The 19,568-nt window shown below is 42.4% G+C and carries 22 protein-coding genes and 4 tRNA genes; 21 read left to right on the top strand and 5 right to left on the bottom strand.

Annotation, left to right across the window (positions count from 1 at the left end; genetic code table 11):
• Nucleotides 1-11: 11 nt before the first annotated feature.
• From serS to N2317_04895, 5 genes are all read left to right on the top strand, one after another.
• Nucleotides 12-1,292, top strand: coding sequence for a serine--tRNA ligase (serS, locus tag N2317_04875; GenBank protein MCX7816827.1), 1,281 nt, complete (start codon nucleotides 12-14; stop codon nucleotides 1,290-1,292).
• 11 nt (nucleotides 1,293-1,303) lie between these two features.
• Nucleotides 1,304-1,389, top strand: a tRNA-Ser gene (locus N2317_04880).
• Between the two features lie 15 nt (nucleotides 1,390-1,404).
• Nucleotides 1,405-1,498, top strand: a tRNA-Ser gene (locus tag N2317_04885).
• A gap of 11 nt (nucleotides 1,499-1,509) precedes the next feature.
• Nucleotides 1,510-1,583: transfer RNA gene (locus tag N2317_04890), tRNA-Arg, on the top strand.
• Nucleotides 1,584-1,604: 21 nt separating this feature from the next.
• A complete protein-coding gene (locus tag N2317_04895; GenBank protein MCX7816828.1) occupies nucleotides 1,605-1,916 on the top strand; it encodes a hypothetical protein in 312 nt (103 codons plus the stop codon).
• On the opposite strand, the gene N2317_04900 is transcribed toward N2317_04895, so the two are convergent.
• The gene (locus tag N2317_04900) at nucleotides 1,895-2,644 is read right to left on the bottom strand and encodes a transglutaminase-like domain-containing protein (protein MCX7816829.1); all 750 of its coding nucleotides are present in this window, start codon (nucleotides 2,642-2,644) and stop codon (nucleotides 1,895-1,897) included. The genes N2317_04895 and N2317_04900 overlap by 22 nt on opposite strands.
• Nucleotides 2,645-2,746: 102 nt before the next feature.
• On the opposite strand from N2317_04900, the gene N2317_04905 reads away from it, so the two are divergent.
• The 8 genes from N2317_04905 (at nucleotide 2,747) to N2317_04940 (ending at nucleotide 9,374) form a co-directional block, all read left to right on the top strand.
• Entirely contained in the window at nucleotides 2,747-3,535 is a 789-nt protein-coding gene (locus tag N2317_04905) for a TPM domain-containing protein (GenBank protein ID MCX7816830.1), read from the top strand.
• Nucleotides 3,535-4,275, top strand: coding sequence for a nucleotidyltransferase domain-containing protein (locus N2317_04910; GenBank protein ID MCX7816831.1), 741 nt, complete (start codon nucleotides 3,535-3,537; stop codon nucleotides 4,273-4,275). The genes N2317_04905 and N2317_04910 overlap by 1 nt, the downstream gene beginning before the upstream one ends.
• A gap of 24 nt (nucleotides 4,276-4,299) precedes the next feature.
• Complete coding sequence (locus tag N2317_04915) at nucleotides 4,300-4,869, top strand: LemA family protein (protein ID MCX7816832.1); 570 nt, start codon at nucleotides 4,300-4,302, stop codon at nucleotides 4,867-4,869.
• Between the two features lie 116 nt (nucleotides 4,870-4,985).
• Nucleotides 4,986-5,804: a FecR family protein gene (locus tag N2317_04920; protein ID MCX7816833.1), complete on the top strand. Its 819-nt coding sequence runs from the start codon at nucleotides 4,986-4,988 to the stop codon at nucleotides 5,802-5,804.
• A 143-nt stretch (nucleotides 5,805-5,947) separates the two neighbouring features.
• A complete protein-coding gene (locus tag N2317_04925) occupies nucleotides 5,948-6,280 on the top strand; it encodes an STAS domain-containing protein (protein ID MCX7816834.1) in 333 nt (110 codons plus the stop codon).
• Between the two features lie 12 nt (nucleotides 6,281-6,292).
• Nucleotides 6,293-6,751, top strand: coding sequence for an ATP-binding protein (locus N2317_04930; protein MCX7816835.1), 459 nt, complete (start codon nucleotides 6,293-6,295; stop codon nucleotides 6,749-6,751).
• The gene (locus N2317_04935; protein ID MCX7816836.1) at nucleotides 6,748-7,704 is read left to right on the top strand and encodes a GNAT family N-acetyltransferase; all 957 of its coding nucleotides are present in this window, start codon (nucleotides 6,748-6,750) and stop codon (nucleotides 7,702-7,704) included. Before N2317_04930 ends, N2317_04935 begins: the two co-directional genes overlap by 4 nt.
• Nucleotides 7,701-9,374: a SpoIIE family protein phosphatase gene (locus N2317_04940; GenBank protein MCX7816837.1), complete on the top strand. Its 1,674-nt coding sequence runs from the start codon at nucleotides 7,701-7,703 to the stop codon at nucleotides 9,372-9,374. The genes N2317_04935 and N2317_04940 overlap by 4 nt, the downstream gene beginning before the upstream one ends.
• On the opposite strand, the gene N2317_04945 is transcribed toward N2317_04940, so the two are convergent.
• Nucleotides 9,375-10,985, bottom strand: coding sequence for a D-aminoacylase (locus N2317_04945; protein ID MCX7816838.1), 1,611 nt, complete (start codon nucleotides 10,983-10,985; stop codon nucleotides 9,375-9,377).
• A gap of 487 nt (nucleotides 10,986-11,472) precedes the next feature.
• Here N2317_04945 and N2317_04950 point away from each other — a divergent pair, with 487 nt between their 5' ends.
• Together N2317_04950 and rnhA are read left to right on the top strand one after the other, a co-directional pair.
• Nucleotides 11,473-12,270 carry a metallophosphoesterase gene (locus N2317_04950; protein ID MCX7816839.1) on the top strand — a complete coding sequence of 266 codons (798 nt, stop codon included), beginning with the start codon at nucleotides 11,473-11,475 and terminating at the stop codon, nucleotides 12,268-12,270.
• On the top strand, nucleotides 12,257-12,748 hold the full coding sequence (gene rnhA, locus N2317_04955; protein MCX7816840.1) for a ribonuclease HI: 492 nt from the start codon (nucleotides 12,257-12,259) through the stop codon (nucleotides 12,746-12,748). The genes N2317_04950 and rnhA overlap by 14 nt, the downstream gene beginning before the upstream one ends.
• 17 nt (nucleotides 12,749-12,765) lie before the next feature.
• On the opposite strand, the gene N2317_04960 is transcribed toward rnhA, so the two are convergent.
• Genes N2317_04960 through N2317_04970 form a run of 3 tightly spaced genes read right to left on the bottom strand, consistent with a single transcriptional unit; the run spans nucleotide 12,766 to nucleotide 16,206 of the window.
• On the bottom strand, nucleotides 12,766-13,884 hold the full coding sequence (locus N2317_04960; protein ID MCX7816841.1) for an NAD(P)/FAD-dependent oxidoreductase: 1,119 nt from the start codon (nucleotides 13,882-13,884) through the stop codon (nucleotides 12,766-12,768).
• Nucleotides 13,881-15,263, bottom strand: a complete 1,383-nt coding sequence (locus N2317_04965; GenBank protein MCX7816842.1) for a nucleotide sugar dehydrogenase — start codon at nucleotides 15,261-15,263, stop codon at nucleotides 13,881-13,883. Before N2317_04965 ends, N2317_04960 begins: the two co-directional genes overlap by 4 nt.
• Before the next feature lie 4 nt (nucleotides 15,264-15,267).
• Nucleotides 15,268-16,206 carry an SDR family oxidoreductase gene (locus tag N2317_04970; protein MCX7816843.1) on the bottom strand — a complete coding sequence of 313 codons (939 nt, stop codon included), beginning with the start codon at nucleotides 16,204-16,206 and terminating at the stop codon, nucleotides 15,268-15,270.
• An 82-nt stretch (nucleotides 16,207-16,288) separates the two neighbouring features.
• On the opposite strand from N2317_04970, the gene rsmI reads away from it, so the two are divergent.
• The 6 genes from rsmI (at nucleotide 16,289) to N2317_05000 (ending at nucleotide 19,523) form a co-directional block, all read left to right on the top strand.
• Nucleotides 16,289-17,149, top strand: a complete 861-nt coding sequence (rsmI, locus tag N2317_04975; GenBank protein ID MCX7816844.1) for a 16S rRNA (cytidine(1402)-2'-O)-methyltransferase — start codon at nucleotides 16,289-16,291, stop codon at nucleotides 17,147-17,149.
• Between the two features lie 57 nt (nucleotides 17,150-17,206).
• Nucleotides 17,207-17,440, top strand: coding sequence for a hypothetical protein (locus tag N2317_04980; protein MCX7816845.1), 234 nt, complete (start codon nucleotides 17,207-17,209; stop codon nucleotides 17,438-17,440).
• Nucleotides 17,437-18,018 carry a hypothetical protein gene (locus N2317_04985; protein MCX7816846.1) on the top strand — a complete coding sequence of 194 codons (582 nt, stop codon included), beginning with the start codon at nucleotides 17,437-17,439 and terminating at the stop codon, nucleotides 18,016-18,018. Before N2317_04980 ends, N2317_04985 begins: the two co-directional genes overlap by 4 nt.
• Complete coding sequence (locus N2317_04990; protein ID MCX7816847.1) at nucleotides 18,019-18,783, top strand: FecR family protein; 765 nt, start codon at nucleotides 18,019-18,021, stop codon at nucleotides 18,781-18,783.
• A 54-nt stretch (nucleotides 18,784-18,837) separates the two neighbouring features.
• A complete protein-coding gene (locus tag N2317_04995; protein MCX7816848.1) occupies nucleotides 18,838-19,380 on the top strand; it encodes a CDP-alcohol phosphatidyltransferase family protein in 543 nt (180 codons plus the stop codon).
• Nucleotides 19,381-19,448: 68 nt separating this feature from the next.
• Nucleotides 19,449-19,523: transfer RNA gene (locus N2317_05000), tRNA-Val, on the top strand.
• Nucleotides 19,524-19,568: the final 45 nt, after the last annotated feature.

Here is a 19,568-nt window from a genome sequence, read left to right on the forward strand (position 1 = left end):
GAGATTAAATCATGCTGGACATGAAGTTTATCCGCCAAAATGTAGATTTTGTCCGTAGAAAGATGCTGGAGAGAGGGCTCGATATTGATCTTAATCCTTTTCTTACATTGGACAAGAGGAGGAGGGATATACTTCTTGAAGTTGAGCAGTTGCGAAATGAGAGAAATACGGTTTCCCGGGAGATAGGTGAAAAGAAAAAAAGAGGAGAATTTGTTGATGAGTTAATTGAGAGAATGAGTGCCGTTTCTGGGAGGATCCAGGAGCTTGATGAAGAATTGGAGAAGGTGGAAAGTGAATTGCAGGCCATTTTGATGATGATACCTAACATCCCTCATGAATCGGTGGTGTACGGTATCAATTCGGAAGATAATCCTGTTGTTCGTCATTGGGGTGAATTACCGTCTTTTAATTTTAACCCAAGACCTCATTGGGATATTGGGGAAGACCTGGGAATATTAGATTTCGCTCGGGGTGCAAAATTAGCGGGGGCAAGGTTTACTGTTTACAGGGGTTTGGGGGCTTCACTGGAAAGAGCGCTAATAAATTTTATGCTCGATCTTCACATATACCAGCACGGTTATACAGAAGTCTTGACACCATTCATGGTCAACAGGGATTGTATGATTGGAACTGGTCAGCTTCCTAAATTTGAGGAAGATCTGTTTCACCTCGAGAAAGTGGATTATTTTTTGATACCTACTGCGGAAGTTCCTGTTACCAATCTTCACAGAAACGAGATATTGAATGAAAAGGATTTACCCATTTACTATGTGTCTTATTCCCCGTGCTTTCGGGCAGAGGCGGGGTCTTACGGAAAGGATACAAGGGGTCTGATCAGACAGCATCAGTTTAACAAGGTGGAGCTAGTCAAATTTACAAAGCCAGAAGATTCATACGACGAGTTGGAAAAACTCACTGACAATGCCGAGGAGGTTTTGAGGCTTTTAAAACTTCCCTATCGAACCGTGTCGCTTTGTACAGGAGATCTGGGATTTTCAGCAGCTAAAACATACGATATAGAGGTATGGCTGCCAAGTCAAAACGCTTACAGAGAGATTTCCTCATGCAGCAATTTTGAAGATTTCCAGGCGAGGAGAGCGTCTATTCGCTTCCGGAGGGAGGGGACAAAAAAAGTGGAATTTGTCCACACGCTGAATGGTTCGGGTTTGGCAGTTGGCAGAACCGTGGCTGCCATTCTCGAGAACTATCAACAAGCCGATGGCAGTGTAGTAATTCCAGATGTTTTGAGGTCGTATATGAAGGGGGTTGACAGGATAACACCGATGGGTTAAAAGTTATTGTTGGAGGGATGGCCGAGTGGTCCAAGGCGGCGGTCTTGAAAACCGTTGACCGAAAGGTCCGCGGGTTCGAATCCTGCTCCCTCCGCCAGAGATGAAAAATTAAGGAGAGATGGCTGAGAGGCCGAAAGCGATCGCCTGCTAAGCGATTGTACGCCCTAAAAGGTGTACCGCGGGTTCGAATCCCGCTCTCTCCGCCATGGAATATTAGGCGCCCGTAGCTCAGCTGGATAGAGTATCAGACTACGAATCTGAGGGTCGCACGTTCAAATCGTGCCGGGCGCATCAGTATAAAGCGGGTTGGATGTGAGATCCAACCCTGACATAATAGTTGGCATGTCGAGGCCTCATAGTACAGAGAAAAACATAGAGCAGGAGATTGCTTCACTCCTAGATATAAAATACGAAGCTCTCTTTCTGCAGCATCTGATCTTAGATGGACCAGTTGAGAGATATCCCCAAATTGAGGCCGCATTTGATCAGTTGGTCGATAGATTTTACGAGGAAAATAGATCTCTAATTACCCCGGCACAGTATGAAGCTGCCAAGAACTCAATAGAGTATTTCATATTCTATGTAGATCAACTAATTGCGTTTTACAAAGAATCAGGTTTGTGAATGTATCCAAAACTTAGGTCTCTTTTATTTTGTGTTTTTTCAGTTTCTAGCTCCGCCTCTCTATCGAAAGAACCGGTTCGATATTGCCGGTCACTGTCGAAATACACAGGATAGTGTTTTTTAAACATCATTATAATTTTTTCATATGGCACATCAGTGTAGGGGCCATGATCAAAAATGTATTCCATGTGTCTCCGTCCTTCCTTGTCAAAAGGATGAAAGATTGCGTCTTCTTCACCGTTAAAGTCTAATGGTTTAACCTTAAACTTTTCGCATAGGGAAAGATTGAACGTTGGTGTGACCTTAATCCACCGGTTGTTTATGTAAAATTCCGAATATCCATGGAAATAAAAAACATCCGTCTTCATAAGACGACGTAGCCTCTCCGTTGTTAGATGGTTTCTTACATCAGCAAAGCGAAGTCTGGTGGGTATGCCCTGTGATCGCGCCGCTGCAGTTAACACAATTGCCTTGGCAACGCAGTATCCATAACCTTTTCCGATAATTGTACTTGCTCTGAAAGCTTCCTTCGAAAATTCGATTCTATAAGGATCATATATTATCTTGTCTCGCACTGCATAGAAGAGTTTTACTGCTTTTTCCTTAATGGACATGGAATTTTCAACTGCATTTCTAGCGAAAGAAGTTACTATTGGGGAATCACTGTCAATGAAGTACGTTGGTTTTAGATAGTCATCAAAGTCGACACTGTTTGGTATTTCAGACATGCCCCCTCCTTATTTAAATTTCGAGGTAGCGTTCAACCTTTTATACAATTTTACTGTTATAAACAAGTTGATTTTTGATCTCTTTGCGAATACGATGTTTCTATGGAAATGAGAGTATCACGTTTGGTGGTTTTGATAACGGTTGTTCTTCTTTTGTTGTATGCTTTTCCCGCTGTGTCCGAAAACTTTCCAAAACCCCGGGGTGCGGTAAATGACTTTGCAGGAATTATACCTGCAGATGTCGAAGCGAAGATGGAGCTTCTAGCCAGGGAGGTGTGGTACAAAACGGGAACGGCCATTGTAGTAGCTACTGTGCCCACGATCGGAGATGAGGAGATCAATGATTATGTAAATAAACTTTATTCAACCTGGGGCATTGGTAAAAAAGGAGAGGATAAAGGGATATTGATTTTTGTAACGTTAAAAGAGAGAAAGTTACGCATAGAGACAGGTTACGGCGTGGAGGGGATCCTGCCGGATGGTATGGTAGGAGAAATTAGGGACAAATATATGATCCCGTATTTAAGGAAAGGGGATTACGGTACTGGTCTTTGGAATGGTATGGTTGCAATCGCAGATATAGTCGTAAAGGCATCAGGTAAAAGTCTGTCTGGCGATTATAGACACGCACCCCAAAACAGAGGTGTTAATAAGAAAATATCGGAGCGAGGGTGGAATCCCTGGACAACGCTATTAGTTTTGTTTATTCTGTATATCATTTTCGGGACTCGCAGCGGGCGCCGCGTCCTGCCGTGGTTGATTATAGCAAGTTTGGGAAGTGGGCGTCATTATCAAGGTGGGTTCGACAGTGGTTTTGAAGGATTCAGTGGAGGGTTTGGTGGTTTTGGTGGGGGTATGAGTGGTGGCGGAGGAGCAGGAGGGGATTTCTGATGGGGATATTCAAACGTTACCCGGATAAACCAGAGGACATTTTTGAGGATTTAGTAGGAGATTACAAGAAAGTTTTTCGAGAAAATCTAGAAGGTATATATCTTTTTGGTAGCGGTGCCCGGGGAGATTACTTTCCCGGTAAGTCAGATCTGAACTTTCTAATTTTAGTGAAGGAAAATGCGCTTGCGGATCTAGAAAAAACTTTTGATGTTGTGAAGAAATGGAAAAAACGACGCGTTTCTGTGCCATATATTCTTACTAAGGGATTTATAGAGAAGTCTCTTGATACCTATCCCATAGAGTTTCTTGAGATGAAGCTTCATCATGTCTGCGTTTATGGTGATGACGCGCTTGAGGCATTAAAAATTGAACCTTATCACGTTCGCCTTCAGCTGGAAAGAGAACTGCGGGGGAAAATAGTGCTCTTGAGAAGGGGCTTTTTAGAAGTGGAGGGTGCAGAGAGGGGATTGATCCATCTATTTAAGATTTCTGTGCCGGCTTTTTTAACCTATTTTGTTTCACTTCTCTACTTGAAGAACATTAGCGTACCGAAAGAAAGGGAAAAACTTATAGCAAAAGTCGAGGAGCATTTCAGGTTAAGGGGTGATGTTTTTTCTAAATGCCTGAGGATTAAGGACGGAAATTACAAGCTAGAAAAGCAGAGCTTACTTGCTCTTTTTAACGATTATGTAAGAGAGATCGAAAGATTCATCTCAATTGTCGATGAGATCCGTGTTTAATTTCATAGGAGGTTTCAGATACCCATGGGAAGGAGAATACTGTTAGGATTATTAGCGACCGTTTTGATTTTGGGGATTGCACTTTTTGTGTATGCCAGAGGTGTGTACAACAATTTTGTCGCACTTGATGAGGCTGTTAAGAGTTCGTGGGCACAGGTGGAAAATCAGCTTCAGAGACGTTATGACCTTATTCCCAATCTGGTGGAAACGGTAAAAGGTTACGCAAAGCATGAGAGGGAGGTTCTTATAGAGGTAACTAATGCCCGTGCACGTGTGGGAAGTGCAAGGACCGTAGAGGAGAAGATCCAAGCAAATAACGAACTTTCATCCGCACTGAGTCGTTTGCTCGTTGTGGTAGAACGTTATCCTGATCTTAAAGCGAACGCCAATTTTATTCGTTTGCAGGATGAGCTTGCTGGCACGGAAAATAGAATCGCTGTGGAAAGGAGAAGGTACAACGAGGCAGTGCGTAATTATAACGTTGCGATACGTAGTTTTCCCGCTAACGTTTTGGCTGGTATTTTTGGTTTTGAAAAAGCAGCTTTTTTCGAAGCACCAGCCGCAGCGAAAGGTGCCCCACAGGTAAAGTTTTAACTGTGGTCTGGATTTAGAGTTGGGAGTATCGTCTGTTTTAAGGTATATGCTCAAATTTTAGTTTTTTCTGATTACCGGTTTGTGGTAGGGTAACAAAAAAAAGGGGGGGGTATTCAATGAGGCGATTTAAAATCATGTTGAGTGTTTTTTTGGTGGTTTTATTGACGTTTCCTGTTCATTTATTTGCTCAAGTGAAATCGGCATCGGGGTATGTGAGTATGGTTCAGGGGGACGTTTCCTTGGAAAGGGACGGAAAGATCATCAAGCCAACCGTTAGGCTCCCTCTACAGGTGGGGGATGTGATAGCAACTAAAAAAGGAGCAAAAATACAATTGACCCTAAATGATGACAGCGTGATTACTATTAATGAAAATACAAGGTTTGAGATTCGCCAGTTTATCATAGAGGGTAACAAGAGAACGGGGAGGTTTGGTCTAGCTGTGGGTAGTTTAGTTTCCGATGTGAAGAAGTACATAGGCGGCGATAATGTATTTGAAATCCACGGTCCGCAGGCTGTAGCAGGTGTTCGAGGTACGGTATTTGTGGTTACTGTGGTAATCGGGGCCAATGGTATCCCAACAATGACAGTCTCCGTGGTTTCTGGTTTAGTGTCCGTGGCCAGTGCAGCAGGTAGCGTGATTATAGGTGCTGGTCAAATGGCTACAGTTGTGGGTGCTGGTATGCCTAGTGTTTCGGCTGCAGCAGTTACTGGTGCAGCTGCTGTGACTACCCCGGTTGAAACAGCAGCTACTGGTGCAGCTGCTGCTGCAACTCCAGCGGAAGCGGCTGCTGCGGGAGCTGGGGTGACGGCAGGCACGGCCACTGTAGGTGGGGTAGGTGTCGGAACAATTGCAGTGGGTACTGTAGCAGCTGCCGCCGTGATTGCGGGAGTTGCCGAGGCGACAAGCGGAGGGACTTCAACTGCCCATCATTAAAATTTAATCGAGGTAGCTGTGATGAACCCCGGTACTGATTGAGGTATCGGGGTTTGTTTTTTAGAAATCTACATTGAAACGATTACTTGACCCCAAAGTTTGATAATGTTAGTTTCAGACTGCTACGATGGAGGTTTTTAACAATGGCAGTTACTGTAAAAAAGTTAGGTGAGGCCACGGTAGTATCCCCGATTGGAAGGTTGGATACAATTTCTGCACCCGATTTTGGTAGGATTCTTGATCAGGTTATTGCAGGTGGAGAAAAGAGGATAATTGTGGATTTTAAAAATGTGGAATACATAAGTAGCGCAGGTCTTCAGAGCATTCTTGCAGCTGCAAAGAAGTTAGAAACTTCAGGTGGTCAGTTGGATCTTGCTTCGTTGAAAGGGTCTGTTTTGGAGGTTTTTGAAATTTCAGGATTTACCTCTATCTTCAAAATCTACGACTCTGTTGATGTTGCTTTGAAAGATGTTTAACGGGTTGCTATCATGAAATACTTGATGGTTAATTATCCTGCTTCTATGGATTGTCTTGAAAATTTGATGAATGTCATATCATCGTGGTTAGTGGAAAACGGAATTAACCAAGATGGGGTATACAGGGTACAACTTGCTGTTGAGGAAGCAGTTGTCAACGTAATTAGGCATGCATATAAAGAAAGTAAAGGAGAAGTTGAGTTAAGGGCAAAACTCGAGGATGATGACCGTGTTATTATAGAAATCATTGATATGGGAGTCCCCTTTGACGTCTGTTCACTACCTGATCCCGACTTGAGTTGTAAAAAGATATCTGAGAGAAAAACAGGAGGGTTGGGTGTCCTCTTGATGAGAAGAATGGCCGAGAGCTTGAGTTATAGAAGAAAGGGCAATAAGAATATACTAACGTTGACCCTCAATCTTCGGAAGAAGTGTAATTTTCGCTCTGATGATATTTTTGCGGAAGTATGAAGAGAGATGATATTTTCCAGAAGGTCAGAGTTGAACGATATCTTAGAGCATCAGTGCTCAACGATGTTGTAGAGTTAGAAAAGAGGGTATGGAAAAAAGAGGGCTACCGTGAGGTTAATGCCCCCATGCTCTACTTTGAACTTGCGTATCTCACCAATGGATTAGTGCTCACCGCCTTTGACGAGGGTATTTACTCGCCGGAAGAGAGAAAGGCTATGGCTGCGGAAGATCCATGGTATGAAGGTGATAAACCAATTGGCTTTTTAGCGGCGTTTGCGGACTTCGACGAAAATGGTCCTTTCTGGTATGGTGCGAGGATGGGCGTTGATGAGCGTTATCAGGATAAAAATGTAGGAGAGATTATACTTCATCATTTTTACGACTGTGCAGTTGAAAGGAAGATACCTAGGGTGCGTTGGACTTATGATCCCTTGCAGTCGAAAAATGGATACATCTATCTGAGAAGAATGGGAGCTCTTGTGAGGGAAATAGGATTTGACTATTACAGTGCTGTGTTTACTAATGATCATTTCAATAGGGGTATCTCCACAGACCGTTTCGTTGTGGAATGGTACATTAACTCAAGGCGAGTCCGATCGCGTATGGTAGATGGAATTGTACCCCAATTCGATTACTCGCTTCTTGTTCCGGAACGAGTAGTTAATGAGATTATAATCGATGATAAGGGCCTTGAACTTCATGGTGGAAAATTCATCTTCAATTTGGAGAAAACACCAATTTTTGTTGAAATCCCCTTTGCACAAGAAAAATTGCTAAAATACAATAGGGAGCAGGCTCAGAGTATCCGTAACAAGTGTCGAGCACTTTTTATGCACTACCTTGCACGGTGTTATATTGTGACTGATTTTGTCCTATTGAAGGATGAAAGTGGGAGGAGGAGAGCATTCTACCGTCTTGACAGTGACAAGGCATGGGAGGACCTCATTTCTTGAAGTTTCCCGTGATAAAAATTCAGACTAAATTATTCCTAGTTTTTCTTGGTGTTTCTCTACTACCCCTCATAATTTTTGGTTATATCACCCAAAGAGAAATCAACGTAATAAGTGGTTATGCCGTTAAAGCCAGTAAATCGTTGGGCTACAGCGCAGCTAATGATAGTGTAGCAGCATTGGAAAATCTGGGCGTGGAAATTGTACGCCAAAAAGCGCGAGATGTGGCTCTTCAATGTAAAATTTTTTTAGATTACCACCCCAACATGACAATTTTTGATCTTCAAAAAAATTACGTATTCAATAAGATCGCTGTTCAGCCCGTAGGAAATACGGGCTATACAATTGTATATGAGAAGAGAACGGGGATTATGCGCTTTCACCCCAACAGGAGACTCCGAAACTTTGATATGCATAAGTGGAAGGATCTGTTGCCCGAATTCTGGACACTTTTTGAGAAGAGTTTGAGTGGTAATCCAGGTGGTGGGTACTACAACTGGAAGGATGCAGATGGTGTAATTAGGAGAAAATACATGTATATGACACCGATAGAGGGCACACCTTTTATGGTTGCAGCCACCACTTACATAGATGAATTTTCAATACCTGCTCAAGAAACGCGTGCTCGAATAGCAAAAGCGACAAGTGACATCAGCGATGAGGTGAATAAAACGGTAAACACTATAAAAACGAATTTTACAGTGCTTTTCTTTATAATGGTTCTCACCGTTTTCTACACTTCTTTATTTCTCTCTCGCATGATTACAAATCCCATCCTCTCTCTTATAAAAGGTTCCAAAGCGATCGGTCAGGGAGATATGAATTACAGGGTCTTTGTGCGAACTGGTGACGAACTCGAAGAACTGGCCAATTCATTCAATAAAATGGCCTCTGACCTTAGGCAGTATCTGGATTATATCAGAACTACAACTGCGGAAAGAGAAAAACTCCAAAAGGAGTTAGAAATTGCTCGGAATCTTCAGCAGAGACTGTTGCCCCATTATGCTCCCTCAATCAGAGGGTTGGAAATTGCAGCTCACAACATCCCTGCTCAGGAAGTTGGAGGGGATTTTTACGACTTTATACCTGTTGATATCAACAGTTGGGGTTTTGTAATAGCAGATGTTTCAGGTAAGGGTATGCCCGCGGCTATATTTATGGGGTTATCCCGAACGATAATCAGGGCCAGTACCACTGGGTGCCGATCTTTGGCTGCAGCTATTAAACAGGCTAACGAACTGATATGCCGGGATTCGACATCAGGTATGTTCGTAACACTTTTTTATGCGGTTTACGATGAGGACAACCGTCGTCTAAGATACGTTAATGCTGGTCATATACCACCTTTCCTCCTTCGTTCTTCGTCAGGTGAAATAGTTACTCTGAACGCGCGTGGCATAGCCCTTGGGGTTATACATGGCATTGACCTTCAAGAGGAAGAAATTTATTTGGAAAAGGGAGATGTGATAGTCTGCTTTACAGATGGGGTTACAGACGCAATAAACGAACAGAATGAACCTTTTGGTTCTCAGAGGTTAGTTGAAATTGTTGAGGCGAACATAAATGCTGATGCAAATACCATTGTTAAGGTTATCGAGAGTGCAGTGCTAGAGTTTGTGGGTCACCACCGGCAATTTGACGATATAACTTTGATGGTGATAAAAGCGGTTTAATCAGAGACAAAAAAGGAGATTTTTTCTTAGCACACGCCCGGGAAGATTGCCTGTGTGTTCTCCTTCATAAATTACGGGGATGCCATTTACTATAACATAAGGAATACCTTCCGGATAGCAATGAGGGTTCGTCCACGTTGCCCTATCGATTACTCGATCAGGATCAAAGATCACGATGTCGGCAAAGTACCCTTCCTTTAAGCATCCTCTCCCGTAAAGGCCAAATTTTCTCGCAGTGATGGAAGTCATTTTTTCAACTGCTTGCTCTAGGGTTAGTACCTTTTCCTCTCTTACATACTTTCCAAGAATGCGTGGAAAAGTGCCGTAAGAGCGGGGATGGGGTTTATCTTTGCCCAAAACGCCGTAGGGAGCCCTCGCCCAACCATCCGAACCGACAACCACAAGGGGATGCCGGATGATCCTTCTGAAATTGTCTTCGTTTAGGGAGAAATTGATCATCCATACCTGGTTTTCCTCATCAATGAGTAAATCCCTTACGAAGATGAAAGGTTCTTTATTTGATTCTTTTGCAGCTTGGGCTATGCTCTTCCCCACTAGATGTCTATTCCTTTTGCTTGCCACTGAAGAAATTATCACGTTTTCCCATGAACCTATCTTATCTTCTCCAGCTTTAAAAAATGATCGTAAGAGTCCCTCGTAGGCTGGATCTTTAAGGTGGGCTAAAAACTCTTGAACTGAACCTTGCTGAACTGATGGAGGCATCAGTGTGCTAAGGAGTGTTGATGTAGCAGTGTAAGGGTACCTGTCGGCGAGAACCTCCATACCTGAGGATTTTTCTTCGGAAATTCGTGATAAAACCCAGTGAATCTTAGACCAGTTTCGCGGATATGCCAATTTTAAATGGGAAATCTGAAGACTGACCATGCTTTCCCGGGCTATCTCAAAGGTTTCTTCGATGGCTTCGGTTAAGAAGTCTGATTCATTTCGTATATGGCTGCTGTAAACACCACCGAAGGCAGACACTTCTCTGCAGAGTTCAATAAGTTCTTGTTTGTCGGCGAAACAACCGGGTACATATATGAGACCTGAGGATAAGCCAAAAGCACCTTTATCCAAGCATTCCCTTAGGATTGACTTCATCTCCGACATTTCATCTTTGCTTGGAGGTCTTGCATAATTACCCATAACGCAAGATCTCAGGGTGCTGTGGCCTAGGAGAGTGGCGTAGTTTAAAGAAATACCCCTGAATTCCAGCAAGTCGAAAAATTCTTCCATTGTGCGCCAGGTAATTGTAACACCATATAGGTTGTCGCAATAGTGATGTTTTTCCTCAAAATTTCTGAACGAGAGGGGAAACAATGTAAATCCACAGTTACCCGCGATTTCTGTTGTAACCCCCTGGCGTATTTTGCTTTCGGCTCGAGGATTCACAATCAGTTCCACATCCGTATGACTGTGTGGGTCTATAAAGCCAGGTGCCACTACCATGTGACTAGCATCTATGACTAACTCCGCTTTGTACTCAGGGATATCCTTTTCAATTAGAACTATGCGATCGTGTTCGATGGCTATGTCTTTCGTTTGACCCTGGTTGCCAAGACCATCTATGACCAGACCGTTTTTGATAATTATTTGGTAATCTCGCTTCATAAATTAACCGTACCACACTGAAATTTCCTAGGCAAGATTTTAAGGGAAGCTATCCATGAATAATCCTTGAAATGCTCTGTGAATACGGATATCTATAAGTTTTGAAGTTTGTGAAAGGCGTGTGAGCTTTTAAAAAGATATGTTTTTTCTTATACTTGTGACTTTTTTTATCGTGTATAGCATTATGCACGTGTACTTTTATATCAATTTATCAAGAGTTTTTTCTCTGGAATTAAAAGTGAAATTTGCACTCCTACTTTTTTTATTTACAATGGTTGTATCCCCGTTATTACTCACTAAAGCAGGGCCCCTCTTTTCTGAAACTATATCAGTGCTTTTGTTATATATATGTTATGTTTGGATGGGATTCATCTTCTTGTATGTGTGTATGAATTTACCTTTAGAATTTTATCGAAGCCTCAGCAAATTAAAACGATGGAATTCTTTATGTAGAATGGAGATTTGCTCAAAAAGAAATACCTTTTTTATGACATTATTTTTTTCTCTTGTACTAACATTTTACGGATACATTGAGGCACGGAATCCTGTCATTGAGAGATTTGAGATAAGGGATTCAAAGGTAATGCATAATTTTTTCCGTATTGTACAAATTTCTGATCTTCACGCTGGCGTGATGACCGATAAAAAGAGATTAGAAAAAGTTTTTAATATGATAAGAGATAACAAACCGGATATTTTGGTAACAACGGGGGATTTTATAGACAGATACAGTAGTAAACTTGATGAATTCTGCAGCATGCTTGCTTCCTTCAATCCGCCGTACGGTAAGTACGCCGTTTTGGGCAATCATGAACTGTATGCTGGTATCGATGAATCAATTCGTTTTCTAAACGCATGTGGTTTTGAAGTACTTAGGGGATACGGTCGCGCCGTGAGTGATTGGTTTTATATTGCCGGTGTGGATGACAGAAGCATCGTGGAAGCAGGTTTGGCTACTGGTAAGACAGAAGATGAGCTTTTGATTGAAATTCCACCCAATAGTTATGCGGTTTTACTCAAACATAGACCTATTCCTGCTCCGTGTGGATCACGAAGCTTTAGTTTACAAATTTCAGGTCATACCCATGCTGGACAGATTTTTCCCTTCAATTTTGTTACGTCTCTCTTTTTTCCTCTGCATGCGGGAAATTATGAAGTTCAATGTGGGATGTTTCTTCACGTGAGCAGAGGTACAGGTACATGGGGACCACCTATAAGGTTATTTTCGACTCCTGAAATTTCAATTATTGACCTTTTACCGGAAGGAAATGATGCTTCAAAATAGATCTTTAAAGGAAGTGGTTATGTACACAGACGGTGCTTGCCTGGGTAATCCTGGTCGTGGTGGTTATGGTGTTGTGCTATTGTATGGTAAGTTTCGGAAGGAAATATCAGGTGGTTACCGCCTTACCACAAACAACAGGATGGAATTAATGGCTGTAATATCTGGACTAATGCAACTCAAAGAACCCTGCCGTGTCACGGTATATGTGGATTCCCAGTACGTTGTAAACGCGGTGAACAAAGGATGGGTCAAAAATTGGAAAAAAAATGGATGGAAGAGAAGTGGAAACAAAAAGGTGGCAAATGTGGACCTCTGGGAAAAACTCTTAAAACTATGTGAGAGGCATGAAGTTTCATTTGTGTGGTTAAAGGGACACGATGGAGATCCCCATAATGAGCGTTGTGATGAGCTGTCCAGAGAGGCAGCAATGAAAAACAACCTTCCAGAGGACCCGGGTTTTCTCGGGAATGTTGACTGAATCTTTGTTTGTGTTCGTTAGTTTGCTTCGCCTAGCCCCAGGAGGGAAACCACATAGTCGGCGATTGCGAGACTTGCAGTCAAACCAGGAGATTCAATACCGATAAGGTTAACGAATCCAGGAAGTCCTTTTTCTGTTTCCTCAGATATCAGGAAATCACGTATAGGGTCCCCCGGCCCCTGGAGTTTGGGTCGTATTCCACACATCTCCGGCTGGAGTGAATCCTCTCTGACATTCGGCAGGTAAGTGCTGATAGCTTTGTAGAAATCACTCCGTCGATTCTCATCTACGGAGTAGTCAATTGATTCTACGTATTGTACGTCCGGTCCAAAGCGAACACGTCCGTTTAGATCTACTGTGGCGTGAACGCCGAGACCTGCGTTAAGTTCGTGGGGTAGCGGGTAGATAAGATGGCTAATCTTTGGCGAAGGCGCTGCGGTGAAATAATTTCCTTTGCAGTACTTCAGTTTGTATTTGAGTACGTCAATATCCAATCCGGCGAGCATGGCTATCCTGTCAGAGTGAAGACCTGCGCTGTTTATTACAATGGGCGATTTGACTAGAAATTCATTGTTGTTCACTGACAGAACAAAACTGTTCCCCATTAAATCAACGTTTGTAACCTCTGAACGACATGCCAAAATGGCTCCTTCTTCTTCTGCGGACGCAAGTAACGAAAGCATGAATTTGTGAGAATCCACAATTCCGGTATCGGGTGAAAAAAGGGCAGCCACTGCTCTAACGTATGGTTCCATTAACGAAAGTTCCTTTCCTCCCACGTAGTAAATCTCACTTACACCATTTTCTTGAGCTTGTTTTTTGAGAATGTCCAATTTCTCTAATTCGTGAGAGTTTGTGGCTACGACCAGCTTACCCACCCGTCGGTGGGGTATCCTGTATTTTTGACACCATTCGTATAAAAGTTTCTTGCCTTTTACACAGAGTTTCGTCTTTAAAAAGTCAGAGGGGTAATAGAGACCTGCATGGATCACCTCGCTGTTGCGTGAGCTGGTCTCCATCCCTATTCGGGAATTTTTTTCAAGAATTACTATACGCTTTAATCTCCGGGCCAACCTCTGAGCAATGGCAAGACCAACGACACCTGCCCCTATGATAGCGGCGTTAAATTCGATCATGCTTCCTTAAAATGGGTCATAGGAGGTTTTCCTATCGCGTATACATTGAAGCCCAGACTGTGACAATATTCGTGGTCCAATATGTTTCGCCCATCAAAGATAAATGCCGGTTTACACATGTTTTCATAAATCCTTTTGAAGTCTAGGGTTCTGTATATATCCCATTCTGTCATTATAGCAATGGCATGTGCATCTTTTGCGGCTACATACGGATCCTCGGTAAATTCAACATGGCTTTTTTCTCCTAAGAGGTCCCTCTTCGCGTTTTCTAAAGCATAGGGGTCTGTTATAACCAATTGTGCTTGTTCCTCAATAAGTCTCCTAGCTATATACAATGCGGGACTTTCCCTTGTATCAGCTGTATTTGCTTTAAATGAAAAACCGAAGAGACAGATTCTTTTTCCTGCTATAGAATTAAACATAGCATTAAGCATGTTCGCTACAAATCTTTTCTGCTGAAATTCATTTATCCGGACAATACCTTCCCAGTAATCGGCCACCTCGTCCAAACCGTAGTATCTGCATAAGTAAACGAGATTGAGGATGTCCTTCTTAAAGCATGAGCCGCCGAACCCAACACTTGCGTTTAAGAATTTGTTCCCAATGCGGCTATCCATTCCTACCGCTTTTGCAACCATAGTTATATCTGCATCTGTTTTCTCGCAGATAGCCGAAACAGCATTAATAGATGATACCCTTTGAGCTAGAAAGGCGTTTGACACAAGTTTGGAGAGCTCACTACTCCAGGTGTCCATTGTAAGTATTTTTTCCTCAGGCACCCAGTGCCTGTATATTTCAACTATGGTGTTCTTCGCTTTCTCTCCACTCTCTGTTTTACGGTAACCGATGAGCACCCTATCAGGAAATTCCAAATCTCTTATCGCTGATCCTTCAGAGAGGAATTCAGGATTGGAAATGACGTCAAAGTGGATATTTCTATGATGGGAGTTCAAGATGCGTTCCATAGCAAGTGCTGTCTTTACAGGTACTGTGCTTTTTTCTACAACAATTTTCGACGTTGATGAATTTTCAAGTATCTCCCTAGCTGTTTTTTCCCAGAACTGGAGATCTGCTGCCATGCCAGCCCCTACACCATAAGTTTTTGTTGGTGTGTTTACACTTACGAATATAATGTCGTTATCCCTTATGGCCTGGGCTATATCTTTAGAAAAGAAGAGATTTCTGTTCCTTGTTTCTCTTATCAGATCTTCTAAACCCGGTTCGTATATAGGTAGTCTGTCGGAGTTCCAAGCTGCTATTTTTTGAGCATCGATATCAACCACGGTAACCCTGTATTCTGGGCATTTCTTGGCTATCACGGCCATTGTTGGACCACCTACGTGCCCAGCACCAATGCAAAGTATAGTCCTTTTCCACATGGATTTATACCCCTAAAACTTTTCTAAAATATTCTATTGTCAGTTTTAGACCTTCCTCAATGGGGATACGTGGTTCCCAGGTAAGTACATTTTTAGCTTTTGTGATATCTGGTTTTCTTTGTATGGGGTCGTCTGGAGGCAAGGGATGAAACTCGATCCGTGATCGGCTACCGGTTAGTTTGATTATAAGTTCTGCTAATTCCAAAATGGTAAATTCTCTGGGATTGCCCAGATTAATTGGCCCTGTTATCGCATCAGGTGTGTTCATCAAACGAACTAAGCCTTCGATCATGTCAGACACAAAGCAAAAGGATCTTGTTTGGTCTCCTTTGCCATATACGGTAAGGTTTTTACCCATTAGCGCCTGAACGATAAAATTGCTGACTACACGTCCATCGTTAAGTGCCATTCTCGGTCCGTATGTGTTGAAAATTCTTGCGATTTTTATTTTCACACCATTCTGACGCCAATAGTCCATCATCAAACATTCTGCTGCTCTTTTGCCTTCGTCGTAGCAACTTCTATTGCCTATTGGGTTGACTCGCCCCCAATATTCTTCGGGCTGTGGATGTACTTCGGGATCACCGTAAACTTCGGAGGTGGATGCAAGCAGAATCTTTGCTCGTACCCGTTTTGCTATGCCAAGGGTATTTATAGTGCCCATAACATTAGTCTTTATGGTTTTTATGGGGTTGTACTGATAGTGTATTGGGGATGCGGGGCACGCAAGATTGTAGATTTCGTCGACTTCAAGGTATATGGGGTGAACAATATCGTGCCGAATGAACTCAAAGCGAGGATGATGAAGTAGGTGTCTGATATTGTCTTTGCTACCTGTGAACAAATTATCGAGACAAAGGACTTCATGGCCTTCCGAAATGAGTTTATCGCACAGGTGTGAACCGAGAAACCCAGCTCCGCCTGTTATCAGAATTCTTTTCATTTTTGTGTTGTAGAAAGATTACATTTTGCTAAAAAGTTAGTGCATAATAGTGGAATGTTGAAAGGTTTGTCAAGCATCACAGATGGAAAAGAAGGTAGAAAAAAATAAAGAGGGTAAGCTCTACATTGTGGCTACGCCCATTGGAAATCTGGAGGATATAACTTTAAGGGCAATTAGAATTTTGAAAGAGGTTGACCTTGTTACTGCTGAAGATACGAGAAGAACCAAGATACTTTTTAATAGGTACGAAATTAGAACGCCTCTTATGAGTCTCCACTCCTACAATGAATATAGAATGGTTCCCCTAATTATCGAGAAACTTCTAAATGGCATGTCAGTAGCTTACTGTTGTGATGCTGGTACCCCTGGTATATCTGATCCTGGTTATCTTTTGATAAAGAAGGCGATCGAGAAAAATTTGCGGGTAGTTCCAGTTCCAGGGCCGTCGGCGATTATTACTGCAGTCTCAGTTTCAGGTTTGCCCATGTCGTCGTTCGCCTTTCTTGGCTTTTTACCCCAAAAGTCTAATAAACGGCGGGAGATATTGCAAAAATTCGTTGATGAACAGAGAACCTTAGTCTTTTTTGAATCCCCACGCAGGCTTAAAGTATGTCTGGAAGATATTAAAAAAATTTTGGGTAATAGGAGGGTGGTTATCTGCTTGGAATTGACGAAGATCCACGAGCGGTTTATCCGCGGATATTTGGAGGATGTGCTTTTAGAGGTGGGCGATTATCCCTTAAAAGGTGAAGTAACAGTGGTTGTTGAAGGGGCAAGTGAGAGGGAAAAAGTGTTTGATCCACAATTGGTGAAGAAAAAATTGGATGAATTGAGGAGCAGTACCACGCTTTCCCTTCGCGATTGTATTAAAAAAGTTGCAGAAGAATTGGGTATATCAAAAAAGGAGGTCTACAGGGTTGCTTTGATGAAGGATTTACCTTGAAATAAATTGGTTTCTTGTGGTAGGTGCATATTACACGTTTTTAGGGTCATGATGGGTATGGATGGGCCAAAAGCAGGAGATAAGATTTACGATTTGACAGAAATCATAGAGGAGGCACTTTCTGACAAGGAATTGGAGAGTAAAAAGACACGTATCGCAATTGTTAATTCCACGCTACAAGAGGAGATAGCACGCCGTGTGGAGGAAGTAACGGAAAGAATAGCCCGTGAGATGATCCCAGACATTGTTGAGCGCGTAATTCGGGAAGAAATCGAAAAACTTAAGCGATGAACCTTAATAAGTTCCGCTTTATTGTTCTCTTATTTGTTCTTCTCTTTGTCGGATGTTCCTTTAAGATTCATCATTATCTGGTCCCCGATTACGAGAAGAAACAAATCCGTTTGATAGCTGTTTTGCCGGTGGAGGCAGATTCATGTGATCCTGAACTGGCGGATTTATTGAGGAGAATGATTATAGACGCTCTGTACTTCAAAGGTTATCCAAAAATATCTATTCAAAGTACCGATGAAAAAGTGATTGCATCGAAGCCTGAAGATTTAAATCAGAGACAACTATTAGAACCACATATTGGTGTTGATGCGATTTTGCGAGCGAAACTCGTGGAGCTCTCCACAAAATTTAACTTCATTTTTGCAACAGTGAACATAAGAGTTGATCTCGAATTGTTCAGTACGCGAACAGGTGAATTGTTGTGGGGAACTTCTCTAAAGGAATCGGAGATAGTAATGGATGTTACACCTAGTAGACTTCGTTTAAAAACAGCCCAGTTTTATGAACTGTCGATCCAGACGATAGTTGAAAGGGCTATGAAAACTTTTCCTGAAGCATTTGGTATGGAGGAGGCGTAAATGTTCGAGGTTAGTAGAGCGGCCATTGCTGTTGTGTGTGTTTTTTTCTTGATGGTCACTAATGTACAGGCGGTGCCAACATCTACTCTTAGAATTAGTGGTGAGGCCCGTATTGGGTATCTCGATGGAGAAGTGAAAATTTTGCCTAAAGGAAGTGACTCATGGAGGGATTTAGAAAAAAGGGATCTGCTTAGAGATGGTGATGAGGTAAAACTCGGTAAGAATGCAAGACTTGAAATTGTTCTTGTGGACAATTCAAAAATCCGTTTTGCTGAAGGTACACGATTTAAATTGATTCAAGTCCCTAAAGAAGCGAGCGAGAATACGAGGGTGCACCTTTTAGTAGGTCGAACATGGGTAAATGTTCGTACTGCAGTTGGTGTAAAGAAAAAATTTGAAGTGGCTTGTGACAATGCTGTGGCTGGTATTCGTGGTACCGTATATAGGATGAATGTCCATGAAGACAAATCGGCGCTTATACGGGTTTACGAGGGAGAAGTCGCGGTTTGGGGAGCTTTTAGCCCTTTAGATGTTGATCGAACGGAAGAAATTTTTGGAAAAAAACCTACGCCTGTTGAAGGTCCAAAAAGAGTTCCGGGGCCTACTAGGATAACAATGGAAGAATGGACAGTGCTACTCAAAGCTATGCAGGAGGTATCTGTAAGTAGCGATGGAAAACCAGGAAAACCCCGCATTTTTACTGATCAGGAAGACCGGGACGATTGGGTAGAATGGAACAGGATGAGAGACCGAGAAAACAGGTGATGTTTAGAGATAAGTTAGTTCTGCTTTTGATAATGAATTTTTTGAGTGGCTGATGTGAATCTACCCAACTTGTTTACATTACTGCGTATTATATTTGTTCCAATTATTGTGATATTTCTGATTCAAGAATCCTATTGGAGTGCTTTTGTGTTTTTTGTTTTATCAGGTATTACGGATGGTTTGGACGGTTTTTTTGCCCGGATTCTGAATCAAAGAACCATAATTGGGGCGTATCTGGACCCAATCGCAGATAAGGCACTTGTCATGAGTTGTTTCATTACGCTCTCTGTAAAACATCTGATACCTGGATGGTTAAGTGTCATTGTGGTTAGTAGAGATTGTATTATCTTGGTGGGTATTTGCTTGCTTGCCCTGATGTCAGTGCCGCTTGAGATAAAACCTTCTTACATAAGCAAAGTAACAACTCTCGTTCAGTTGGCCACTATACTTTGGGTTCTCCTGGAGTTGAGCACGGGACACGGTGTTGTGCAAAAGGATGTAGCTCATATTTTATATGGGGTAACTGCTCTGCTGACTACAATCTCGGGACTTGATTATATTCGGAAAGGTATAAAGCTTGTAAACAGTAAAGAATAGAGCAAAGGTGAATCTTTTTGACTTGACAGAAGGAGATTTTGCTGTTAAAGGCTTTTAAAAGGTTATGCAGGCACGTAGCTCAGGGGGAGAGCGCCATCCTGACGCGGTGGATGTCCAGGGTTCAAATCCCTGCGTGCCTACCATTTTGAAGAAAAGGGCATCTGGAGTGGGGATGCCCTTATTTAATG

The sequence above is a fragment of the Syntrophales bacterium genome (assembly GCA_026417625.1).
Lineage (GTDB): Bacteria > Desulfobacterota > Syntrophia > Syntrophales > UBA8958 > JAOACW01.